Annotated in this window: 5 protein-coding genes; all 5 read left to right on the forward strand. The window is 54.7% G+C overall.

Features of this window, described 5'->3' with window-relative positions; genetic code table 11:
* The first annotated feature begins 41 nt into the window (after positions 1 to 41).
* On the forward strand, positions 42 to 803 hold the full coding sequence (locus tag TJ79_RS28290) for a cell wall hydrolase (RefSeq protein ID WP_052339868.1): 762 nt from the start codon (positions 42 to 44) through the stop codon (positions 801 to 803).
* 184 nt (positions 804 to 987) lie between these two features.
* On the forward strand, positions 988 to 1,695 hold the full coding sequence (gene pcrB, locus TJ79_RS22120) for a heptaprenylglyceryl phosphate synthase (protein WP_052339869.1): 708 nt from the start codon (positions 988 to 990) through the stop codon (positions 1,693 to 1,695).
* Positions 1,696 to 1,721: 26 nt separating this feature from the next.
* Positions 1,722 to 4,028 (forward strand): DNA helicase PcrA, encoded by a 2,307-nt coding sequence (gene pcrA, locus TJ79_RS22125; RefSeq protein ID WP_040952523.1) that lies wholly within the window; start codon positions 1,722 to 1,724, stop codon positions 4,026 to 4,028.
* A 337-nt stretch (positions 4,029 to 4,365) separates the two neighbouring features.
* A complete protein-coding gene (gene ligA, locus TJ79_RS22130; RefSeq protein ID WP_040952539.1) occupies positions 4,366 to 6,369 on the forward strand; it encodes an NAD-dependent DNA ligase LigA in 2,004 nt (667 codons plus the stop codon).
* Between the two features lie 255 nt (positions 6,370 to 6,624).
* On the forward strand, positions 6,625 to 12,885 hold a 6,261-nt coding region (locus tag TJ79_RS26270), incomplete at its 3' end, for an Ig-like domain-containing protein (protein ID WP_052339870.1).

Below are 12,885 nucleotides of genomic sequence, written 5' to 3' on the forward strand. Positions count from 1 at the left end.
CTTGCGCACAGGAGAATTCGCTTTAGGAGGTCATGCGGCAAATGATGAAACGGACATTGATTCCGATTTTTTTTGTGTTGTTTACATGTTTTAATATTTACGGAGCCACGGCCGATCGTGCCGAAGGCGAGGCGGTTGACCACTCGAATCCGGTTGTCGGAGAAGCGCGAGAAGTGACAGACAATTGGCTAGCCAGCCGGTTGTCCAGTCGGGCGGCGGCCAGAGCGGATGAGCGGGCAGATTCCCAGGACGTCCCGGACAAATCGGAGCCGGTGGTGATTCAATCCGCCGATGATGGTATTGGTGGAGACAAAGGAGAAAAGGCTAATGAAGCGAATACACCCAAGTCATCCAAGGCGGCAGCTTCTGCAGCTACAATCGCGGTAAAAACAGCCGACACGAAAAATCGGTCCGCTTCCGCCATCGATACGATGGAAGGCATCCGGTTGAATGATGGGGAGTTGGAAATTCTCGCTCGCGTCATATATTCAGAAGCCCGGGGCGAGTCTTTTGAAGGCCAGGTAGCGGTTGGAGCCGTCGTGCTGAACCGGGTGCTGTCGCCGCGTTTTCCCGACACGATCAAGGCAGTGGTTTTTCAAAAGGGGGCGTTTACCGCCCTGCGCGACGGACAATACCGGCTGGCGCCGGATTCCATCGCCTATGCTGCCGCCCTGGAGGCGCTAAAGGGCGTCGATCCTACCGGAGAAGCGATCTATTACTACAACCCGAAAATCGCCACCTCGGATTGGATTCGCACCCGCCTCCAAACGGCTGAGATCGGCAACCACATTTTCGCCCGCTGATGCGGGCTTTTTTCATTATGAAGCGAAGTTGCCAAAAGGCACATTGCCGAACACGAGTTCCCTGTTTTATACTGAAGAAAGAAGCGGATCGGCCATTTGACACCTTCCTGCCCCTGACATAGACTTTAGAGTGTCGGCCTTACGGCGAGCCGTCCGATTCTGCAGAGGTGGAGGGAACAGGTTCGTGGTGATAAAGGAATGGAAGCATGTATTTAAGTTGGACCCTGAGCGGGCCATAAGCGACGAAGCTCTAGAGCGGCTTTGTCTGTCCGGAACCGACGCGATTATGGTGGGCGGTTCGACGGGGATCACCTACGACAACACTGTCGACATACTCTCTCGCGTCCGCCGCTATGAAGTGCCCTGCGTGCAGGAAATATCGGCAATCGAAGCGGTTGTGCCTGGGTTCGACCTCTATTTCATCCCGGCCGTGCTCAACACCGATGATGCCCGTTGGATGACTGGAATGCACCACACTGCATTGCGCCGGTACGGTTCCTTCATGGAATGGGACAAGCTGATTCCGGAAGGGTATGTCATTTTGAATGACGAGTGCACGGCTGCCCAGCTTACCGGCTCAAGCGCTCCGGCTGACGCCAAGGATTTGACCGCATACGCACTAATGGTGGACCGGCTGTACCGGATGCCGGTTTTTTACGTGGAGTACAGCGGCGTTTTCGGCAATATGGAATGGGTGGCTCAGGCGAAAAGCGCTCTTCAGCATACCCGGTTGTTTTACGGAGGCGGCATCCGCACCGCAGAGCAAGCGAAGGCGGCAGCGGCGGCAGCCGATACCATTGTCGTCGGCAACATCATTTACGAAAATTTGGAGCAAGCGTTAACGACGATCCAAACGAAGCCGTTCCCGAATGTGGCGGCGCAGTTCGTATAGATTCGTATAGAAAGGTAAGATTTTTAATGAACCAAGCTCAAAGCATTTACGAGGCGGTCAACCGCCTGAATCCCGAGCAGAAGCAAGCCGTCGAAACCGTTGGCGGTCCTTTGCTCATCATGGCCGGAGCGGGCAGCGGTAAAACCCGGGTGCTCACCCACCGGGTCGCGTATTTGATCGCCTCGGGCAAGGCGGCTCCCTGGAGCATCCTTGCCATCACCTTTACCAACAAAGCGGCGCGGGAAATGAAGGAGCGGGTGGAACAGCTCGTCGGTCCCGGTGCCCGGGATATTTGGGTATCCACCTTCCACTCCATGTGCGTGAAAATATTGCGCCGCGACATCACCCGCATCGGCTATACGTCCAGCTTCACCATCCTCGACTCCACTGACCAGCTTTCCGTGATCCGAAACTGCATGAAGGAATTGAACGTCGATACGAAAAAATTCGAGCCCAAAGCCGTCCAAGCCGCCATGAGCGCCGCAAAGAACGAGCTGTTGACACCGGAGAGGCTTGAGGCGAAGATCGGGGATTATTTTGACGGGATCGTGGCCAAAGTCTACCGGTTATACCAGAAAAAGCTCAGGGCTAACAACTCCCTGGATTTCGACGATTTGATCATGACGACGATTCAGCTCTTTACTGAAGTTCCGGAGGTGCTGGATTTTTACCAAAATAAATTCCAATACATCCATGTGGACGAATATCAGGATACGAACCGTGCCCAGTATATGCTCTGCCGGATGCTGGCGGATAAGCATCACCGCATTTGCGTCGTTGGCGACTCCGACCAGTCCATCTACCGCTGGCGGGGGGCGGATATCAGCAATATCCTCAATTTCGAGCACGACTATCCGGAAGCGGTGGAAATCCGTCTGGAGCAGAACTACCGCTCCACCTCCAATATTTTGAATGCAGCCAATAAGGTCATCGCTAACAACCTGGGCCGTAAGGTGAAAAACCTGTGGTCCACTAAGTCGGAAGGTCCGAAAATTCGCATCTACCAAGGGGATTCGGAGCACGAGGAAGGCTATTTCATCGCTTCTCAGGTTCAGGAAAATGTCCGCGGCGGAGCCAATTACCGGGATCATGCCGTTCTGTACCGCACTAACGCCCAGTCTCGGGTGATTGAAGAAATTTTGATCAAGTCGGATATTCCTTACCAGATCGTAGGAGGCATCAAGTTCTACGACCGGAAGGAAATTAAAGATATACTGGCCTATCTGCGCCTGATTTCCAATCCCGACGATGACGTCTCGTTGGCGCGGATCGTCAATGTGCCGAAGCGCGGCATCGGCGATACCAGCATCGACCGTTTGGCGGAGCTGGCGGGAGAGCGGGGCGTGTCCATGTTCTCGCTACTGGCGGAGGCTCATTTCCTCGACATCAACAATGGCCGGGCCCGAAATGCCTTGGCCCAGTTCCATGAGATGATTTCCAATATTCATAAAATGGCCGATTACCTCTCCGTTACGGAGCTTACGGAACAGATTTTGGAGATGACCCAATACCGCATGGAGCTGCAGCGGGAAGGAACGTTGGAAGCCCGCTCGCGGATTGAAAATATCGACGAATTCCTGTCGGTGACTCAGGAGTTCGAAAAGCGCAGCGACGAAAAGAGTCTCGTCTCTTTCCTGACGGATCTTGCCCTTATCGCCGACATCGACACGATGGATCAAGATCAGGAAGGGCCCGGTGAAAACGCCATCGTGCTCATGACGATGCATAGCGCCAAGGGGCTGGAATTTCCCACCGTTTTCATCATCGGCATGGAGGAAGGGGTATTCCCTCACAGCCGCGCTTTCATGGATAACGAAGAACTGGAAGAGGAGCGGCGGCTGGCTTATGTCGGTATCACCCGGGCAGAGGAGAATCTGTACATGACCTGCGCCCGCATGCGCACGTTGTTCGGCCGCACCGCCACCAATGCGCCTTCCCGCTTCCTCGCCGAGATTCCTGAGGAACTGAAAGAAGATTGCTCGCCGGCGAGAGACCGCTACGGCAGCTTTGGCCGCAGTGGCGGCAGCAACGTGTTCGGCGCGAGAAGCGCCGGCGCAGGGTATGGCGGTGCCGGGGCATCCGCCGGCGCCGGTTACGGCGGCCAGTCTGCTGCCGCGCCGCGCCCCCTCGCGCCCAAGCCCGCCACGCCGAACGTCAACCTGAACCCTGGTGACTTCAAGGTGGGCGACAAAGTTGCCCACGGCAAGTGGGGTACCGGGGTGGTGGCAGCGGTGAAGGGCAGCGGCGACGACACGGAGCTGCAGATCGCCTTCCCCGCTCCCGTCGGCCTAAAACGCCTCCTGGCCAAGTTCGCCCCCATCACCAAACAATAAGGCCACGCAAGGCGGCTCACGCATTGGTCGAAGCTTGACGAGAACCTTTCGAATCGTCGGAGATGGAACGGAGGAAATTTGAACTGGAGGAGCGTCAGCGTTCGCCTTTGTTTTCGGATTTCTCCCTTAAAATGTTTTTCTAATAAAGAAATCCGAAAACAACAGCGACCGGAAGTTTAAATTGTCCGCAGTTCCGGCTGCCATGACGATAAGACGGTTTCCGTATCGTTAGCGCACGCCAAATCGCACCACCTTGCAAGGCCTACCCAACAACCGAAAGGATGACGGAAACGTGGCGGATCAACAGAGCCAACAGGCGGGAGACCCCAGCGAATTGATGAAAGACCTCATCGCCGAGATCGAACGGCACAATTACATGTACTACACGCTGGATCAACCTGACATATCCGACAAAGAGTACGACCGGCTATATGACCGGCTGGTCGCGCTGGAGCGGGAGACAGGCGTCGTACTGCCTTTTTCTCCAACCCGCCGGGTAGGGGGAGAACTGCTCAAGGGCTTCGCCGAACATCGGCACAAAGCCCGACTCTGGAGCCTGGATAAGGCACAAAACCAGGCGGATCTAGAGGCATGGCATGCCCGCGCCTCCAAGCTGGTGGAGCAGTACAATACCGCTCATCCTGATGATCCGCTGCCTCCGCTGTCTTTTGTTGTGGAGTTGAAGTTTGACGGATTGACCTTGAACCTGACCTACGACGGAGGTGAGCTGGTTCAAGCCGCCACCCGGGGCAATGGAGTGCAGGGTGAAGGCATCTTAGCCCAAGTGCGCACCATCCGCTCCATTCCGCTCTCCATCCCTTACACCGAAGGGGTTATCGAAGTGCAGGGCGAGGGCATTATGTTCTTGTCCGTGCTGGAGGAGTACAACAAGACGGCGGCAGAGCCGCTCAAAAATGCCCGCAACGCCGCGGCCGGCGCCTTGCGCAACTTGAACACTACCGTAACGGCGTCGCGGAATTTGGACGCTTTTATCTATAACGTGGGGTACGCCGATCACCTGCAATTCACCGACCATCAGGAAATGGTGGCCTTCCTCAAGGAAAATCGCTTCAAGGTCAACGAGCGCATCCATTACTTCTCCACCCTGGAGGAAGTGGCGGCGGAAGTGGCCCGCATCGAAGAAGAGCGGCTGGGCATGGACTATCTCATTGACGGAGCCGTCGTAAAAATCACCGATTTCCGCACCCGGGAAGTACTGGGCTACACCGACAAGTTTCCCCGCTGGGCCGTGGCTTACAAGTTCGAAGCGGAGGAAGCGACGACGATTTTACGCTCTGTCTCCTGGGAAGTGGGTCGTACGGGCAAGCTGACCCCGGTGGCCAAGGTGGACCCGGTGGAGTTAGCGGGGGTTACGGTGCAAAACTGCACCTTGAACAACATCGGCGACATCGAGCGGAAAAACCTGAAGTACGCCATTGGCAGCCTTGTGCTGATCCGCCGGTCCAACGACGTCATTCCCGAGATATTAGGCAAAGCAACGGATGAAACCGACGGCGAAGAAATCCTCTTCCCGGAGGTCTGTCCGTCTTGCGGAACAGCTTTGGAGATGCGGGGAGCGCATATTTTCTGCCCCAATAAGCTGGCCTGCCGGCCGCAGCTCATCGGGCGTGTCACCCATTTTGCCTCTAGGGATGCGATGGACATCGAAACCTTCAGCATCGCCACCGCCGAGCAGCTTTACGACAGCTTGGGTGTAAACGACCCTTCCGGTCTTTATTATCTAACCTTGGCAGAGCTGATGGGACTGGAACGTTTCGGCGAAAAGAAAGCGCGCAACCTTTTGGACGCCTTGGAAAAGAGCAAAACTCGCGATCTCAGCTCCTTCCTCTTCGCCTTGGGCATCCCTAACACCGGCAAAAAAACCACTGCCGTACTGGCCGAGCATTTCCGTTCGCTGGAACGGGTAGTGGGTGCCACGGCAGAGGAATTGATCGGGCTTCCCGATGTGGGCGGCATTGTGGCCGACAGCATCGTCTCCTTTTTCAAAGAGCCGGTCATGGTGGAAAGCATCAAACGAATGCTGGAAGCGGGAGTATCTCCGGTCATGGAGGAGAGGACGGAAACCGTCAGCACGGATAATCCCCTATACGGCAAAACCGTCGTCCTTACCGGCACGCTCCAAAGCCTTGGGCGGGATGAAGCGACGCGGAAGCTGGAAGCCATGGGTGCCAAAGTCACCGGCAGTGTCTCCAAAAAAACTGATCTCGTCATCGCCGGGGAAAGCGCCGGCAGCAAGCTGGCCAAAGCCTGGGATTTGGGCATCGCTGTCATCGACAGCGAAGAGGAACTGTTGCGCCTATTCAAGGAAGCCGGCGTCTAGAGATAGGGAAAGCTTCAACAATTGAAAAGATTAGATATCCCCTGGCCATCTGGTCAGGGGATTTCATTTTTTTCGACAAAATTCGAAATCGTGGTTTTTGTAATGCATTTCATAGTTTTGCTCAGTAATTCTAGAGTCCTATTTCTTCTACAATGATGGGGAGGGTGCCATGGAATCGAGGGAAGCATTTTGGATCTGCAAGCAACTGAAGCACCCCTGGTTCAAAGATTCAATTTCTTGATGTGGAGGCTATCTATGAAAACTTTCAAAAAGGTTATGGTATGCACACTATTGTTGGCCTTGCTAACCACGAGTGGGTTCGGATTTCCTGCGAGTCGAATCGTCTCCGTTGTAAGCGCTAGCAGCGTGAGTTCCGCTACCAATTTAGATTTTGAAACGGGAGATTTGACCGGCTGGTCCAAAACGGGGACAGTTGCCGCCCAGACCTCGGACAAACACAGCGGGGCAACGTCCGCCAAGCTTTCGGCGGCGAATTCAACCTTGTCTCAAACGATAACGGGCATTTCGCAAGGCAGCTACACGCTGTATGCCTGGGTGAAAGGCTCGACCAGCAGCACCACCAATCCGGCTTACATAACCGTGACCAATACGGGCGGGCCTGATTCCCGGCTACTGATCGACGGATACATCAGCAGCACGGAATGGACCCAGGTGGCGATTCGCAACGTGCTCGTCTATAACGGACAAGCCACCCTTACCTTTGGTTCGGGCAGCGGCACGAATCTGTCGGTCGACGATTTGGAGCTGGCCCTGGACAGCGACGATAATAACCCGGTCGCAAACTGGGGATTTGAAACCGGCGATTTGACCAACTGGACGGTGAACGGTGGGGTTTCCATCGGTTCCTCGTCTGTTGATACCGGCCTTGGAGCCGCCGTGCTCGAAGCGAATTCCCAGATCAGCCAGACGATCAACGTTGAGCCGAATACGACCTATATTGCTTCGGTTCGCGCCAAGGTGGACAAACAGGATACTTGGGAAACGCTCTACCAGAAAAATGACCTGGGCGACACCGGTCAACTTGTGAATGTGACCTCCTACTGCGATCGGGTCAATCTGGGCGTCAAGGACCTAAACGGAACTGTGCTTCGTCAGGCACCCGCCGGTACGGAGGGCTATTCGCTGTTGACGGTCCGGTTCAAGACGGGGCCGAACGATCATCAAGTTACGCTTTATGCGAATACAATCAAGGATGCGAACTACGAAAAAAGTGTAGCCACCTACAACTCCACCGGTCCCAACGCCAGCCATGACCAGTGGACGGGCAATGGTGCCGACAAGGCCTATGTCGACAACTTTGACGTTTTCGCCTTAGACAACAGCACGGTCAAAGGGGCGGACATCTCTTTCCTGCCTGTAATCGAAGACAAAGGCGGCAAATATTTCAACAACGGTGTTCAGCAGGATTGTCTGACGATTCTGGCCAATCATGGCGTGAACGCAATTACGGGCATGCTGTTCGTCCATGCCGGCAACTTGGTTTACGATCAGAGCAACCCGAAACAAGTAGTCTATGCCTACTTTACGGACGAGGATGGAAACCCGTTCCCGCAATATATGCAAGCCGGCTATTTCGACAAAACCCACGCTCTTGCGCTTGCCAAGAGAGCGCAGGAGTTGGATTTGAGCTATTTGCCGAGCTTCCATTTCAGCGACTACTGGATGAGTGCAGGCAAAGCGTATACTCCGCTGGACTGGATGTATGTCAATTCAAGCGGCAAGCTGGTGGATCAATCCCTCGACGAGATGACGACCACCATGTACAACTATGTCTATGACATGATCAAGAGTTTGATCGATCAGGGCACTACCCCAATCGGCGTTAAAATCGGCAACGAACAGGACGGAGGCATCGCCTGGCCGAACGGAAAAGGCTATTCGTCTGCCGGCTTTAAAGCGCTGATCAATTCCGCCTACGCTGCAGTTCACGATGCGGCGCCGGGAGTAAGTGCATTCATCCATTCGAATAACGGGTATAATCCCGACTACTCGAATACAGTCTTTGGCACGCTGCGTACGAATGGAGTCAGCTTTGACGGGCAAGGGTACTCGCTTTACAGCGGCCACTCCACGGACGCCATTCTGTCGATGATTACCAACAACAACTCGCTTTTCCCCGAAAAAGATTACCTTGACGTTGAAACCGGATATACCTTTACGAAGTACAATCCGGACTTTGGCGAAGAGAGCGGCTCGATGGGACAGTCCAGCTTCTATGCCGCAAACAGCGCCAACGGGCAATACAACTGGCTGCTGGATTATATGCAGGCAATGCGGGATGTTCCCAATCCCCACGACCGGATGCGCGGCTTCTTTTATTGGGAGACGGACTGGATCGTGGTCGAAGGCGCGGGTTATGCAACAAGGGGCGGCAACTCGGTAGACCGCCGTACCATGTTCAATAACGGCGATGCTTCGATCAAGGAAATGGGCAGCACCGCCAACGGCAAAATGGGTGATATGCTCGAAAGCATGTACGCTTATCTATGGAGAGGACATGCCAAGACCAAGCCTGCCACTGCGCAGACACCGCTAAAGGGATTTGGCACATACAGTGTCCAGAAGGCGAGTCCGACCGCCATTTCGCTGGATCAATCCGCCCTTAGTCTGGTTGCGGGTAAGACAACAAGACTGCTGCCAACGATTTTGCCGGCTTCCAATACTAGCTCGGACAAGCTTGTTTATGACAGCAACGTGCGATGGGCTTCCAGCAATGAAAGTGTTGCCATCGTAAACGATTACGGATATGTGACGGCCAAAGCGTCCGGGACGGCGCGAATTACGGTGACTACAGTTGACGGAGGATTATCCGCTTACACCGATGTAACCGTCACCTCGCCGACAACTGCGGGCAGCTTGACGCTCAAAGTCGGGGGAGCCGTTCCGGGAAGCACGGTAAGCGCCAAAGTGTGGGATCAGCAGACGCTGGTCGCGACTCTGCCTGCCGGCGCAAGCAATAAACTCGTCAAATATACGTCCAGCAACCCAAGCGTCGCTACTTTCCTTGGGGAGTTCTGGCAATCGACGAATCCCGGAGTTTTTTACCAACAGACGGATGTTACGACAAATGTGAAATTGAATGTCATCCATGATGGCACTACGGTCATTACAGCGGAGGCAGTGGACGGATCGGCTTCGTCCTCCTATACGTTGAACGTATCCAAAGTTGCGGTGACAAGCGTTACGTTGAACAAAACCAGCGCAACGGTCAGCCTAGGCCGGACGGAAAAGTTGACTGCGACAGTGTCGCCTTCCGACGCCAGCTTCAATACCGTAACGTGGACGTCCTCCAATCCGGCAGTAGCGACAGTCGACGCCAACGGGCTGGTGCAGACAAAGGGTACGGGCACAACGACCATTACCGTGACTTCCAATGACAATCCGACTCTCAAAGCATCCGCCGAGATTACGGTTGTACCGGTTATGGTAACCGGCATCACGCTCAGCAAATCGACGCTTAATCTCATGATCGGCACATCTAAGCAGATTACGGCCGTCATCACGCCGGATGATGCCTACAACAAGACGGTTCAATGGGAATCCTCCGATCCATCGGTTGCGACCGTGGATGCGAACGGCAATGTAACCGGGGTGAAAGAGGGGACGGTTGTCATTACCGCCAAGACAGCCGACGGAGGATATACGAAGACATGCGTCATTACCGTACAATCGACTCCAGTCGCCGTAACGGGAATCAGCTTGGACCAATCGAGCTATTATGTCGCATCCGATTATTTCTCCACCACGAATCCTTCGGCAAGTGCGCCTGTGGTGCAATTCAACGCCCACATTGCTCCGGCCGATGCGACCAATACGGACGTTGAATGGACTTCCAACAACAAAACCATCGCATCGGTGGATGCATACGGCAACGTAACCGCTCTGAAGGCCGGTGTTGCGGTCATTACCGCCAAGACGAAAGACGGCGGCTTCACCGCTCAGACGACGGTTTATGTTCCGTCGGTCAGTGAAAGCTTCGACAATCGGACTCTGGGTGACAACTGGGCGGCAACTTCGGGATCTGCGGGTACTGCTGCCGTGTTTTCCGTCGGCACTTCAACGCCGACAGGCTACAGCAGCCCTGTCTTTTCGCTGACGGCCAGCGGCAATGGCGCTAGAGCCGAATATAAAAGCTTTTCGGTCACTAATGACAAAATCGTGCTGAATTTCGACTGGAACATCGGCGCCCCCGCAAATGGAACAGGGCAGCTCCGCATCCAGGATAGCGCGCACAACAACTACCTGACGTTAGGCATTCCGACAGGCGCGACGGGGACAATCCTTTACGATACAAGCGCCTCGATCGCTTCCAATACGCCAATTACCACTACGGGCACGGCGGTCTCGTCTTCTGGCTTCAAGACGGCTAATGCAACCTATAACGTTAAGGTTACCTTGGATATGTCGGCCAAGAAAACCAGCTTTACGATGACCAACAAAGCCGATTCCAGCATGACGGCGACGGTTAGCAATCTGTCCTTTGCATCCGGAACCACCTTCAAAAATGATTTGGGTTTCCTCGAATTTTATATGACGAGGGTCAGCTCCGTATCCTGGACGACCTGGGTCGATAACTTCAATGTGTATACCGCGGCACCGACTGCCGCTTCCGTGACACTGGACAAGACATCGATCAGCTTGCTCGATATTCCCGGTACGCCGGGCAATACCGCGCAATTGACGGCTACCGTAAGTCCAAACATGTCCGGCGTGAACCAAGCGGTTACCTGGACATCCAGCGATGCATCTGTTGCTACCGTGAACAGCACCGGTCTCGTTTCCGCTGTCGGGGACGGGGACGCAACCATCACCGCAACATCGGTTGCCAATCCGGCGTTGTCCGCTGCAGCAAGCGTAAGCGTGCATCCGATCATCCCGGTTGAGGCAATCGGAATTACGGATGAGGGCGGGAATGCCGTCGATGAAACGGTCGTACCGATGGCTACGGGCCAAACGAAACGACTTACGGCATTCATGAATCCGGGTGTTGCCGATTACCGGTCGATTACCTGGAGCTCTGCCGATGATTCGATTGCGACGGTAGATTCAACTGGACTCGTAACGGCGGTCGGCTCGGGCGAAACGGTGATTACCTTGGCCGTAGACGCGTATGCGGATCATGGCGGCTACGCAGGTACGAAAAGCTTGACCGTTCAAGTCTCCGGAGCTCCTCAGTTGATCACTTCCGGATTGGCGAAAGCGATTGCCGATGCGATTGACGCAAAGCTCTATCCGGATATCTATTACACGCCGGAAAGCTTGAACGCTTATCAAACGGCACTGACTGCGGCGCAAAATGATTTGTCCGCCGCTCAGTCCGAGCATTGGGATGTGTCCTATCAAAACCGGATTAACCAGGCTGCGGCAGCGCTTAATGCAGCGGTTGCCGATCTTACCAAAAATGCCAGCATTCCGGCAACAAGCTTGAGCCTTACCCCAACCAGCTTGACGCTGACAGCCGGCAAAACAGGGGTGTTGACGCCAGCCTTTACGCCGGCATACGCCACCAGTCAGATCCAACAATGGACATCGAGCAATCCGGCGGTTGCGGTTGTCAACAACGGCGTGATTATTACGCTTAGCGCTGGCTCTGCGACGATTACGGCAATAAGCGACAATGGAAAATCCGCTCAGGCAACAGTGACGGTCAACTCCGATCTATCGAGCGGTTACGCCTCCAATGGCGGTTCCATTACCGCAAGCAAAACCCAGTCTGGCAAAAATCCGGCATCTCCGGTGACGAATCCCGGAACGGCATGGTCTAGCGGAGGAAACTTGCAAACCTCTGGCACTCCGATTTATTGGCAGATTGATCTGGGCGCAAAAGCGCGGATTGATAGCTTGACCCTGAATTTCTGGCAGTCCATGAAATTTACTGTGGCAGTTTCGGACGATGGCTCCAACTGGACAACAGCCATCGACAACAGCGACAGCTATGGCGGTTCGTACGAAGTGTTTACGATCAACATGCCGTCAAACACGGTAGGCAGATATATTCGTCTTACGTTCTATGGCGTGTCCACGACAACGGATTGGGTAGGCATGGAGAGGTTCCAGGCCAAAGGGGCCTTTATCGACCCTGCAGTGGCTGTAACACTTCAGAGCCCGGCAGTGCTGGAGCTTGGCCAAACGATGCCATTGGGAGCTGTACTACAGCCGGCAAACGCTGATCCGCGGATTGTTTGGAGCTCCAGTGACGCGAACGTGGCAGAGGTCGATGTATACGGCTTTGTTACGGCGAAATCCGTCGGTCAGGTGACGATTTCCGCCACGGCGAAGAGCGGCGTATCCGCTTCTGCACAAATAACAGTGGTTTCAGCGGTTACACCGGTAACGGGAGTGACCCTTGACAGGACCGTCGTCAATCTGACGACCGGTGGAACCATGCAGTTGGCGGCAACCGTTAACCCGGCAAATGCCACCAACAAAGCGGTAACATGGTCATCCAGTGACGAGAATGTCGCAACAGTCAGCACCAATGGTCTCGTAACCGCG

Source organism: Gorillibacterium massiliense, assembly GCF_000455485.1.
Taxonomy (GTDB): Bacteria; Bacillota; Bacilli; order Paenibacillales; family NBRC-103111; genus Gorillibacterium; species Gorillibacterium massiliense.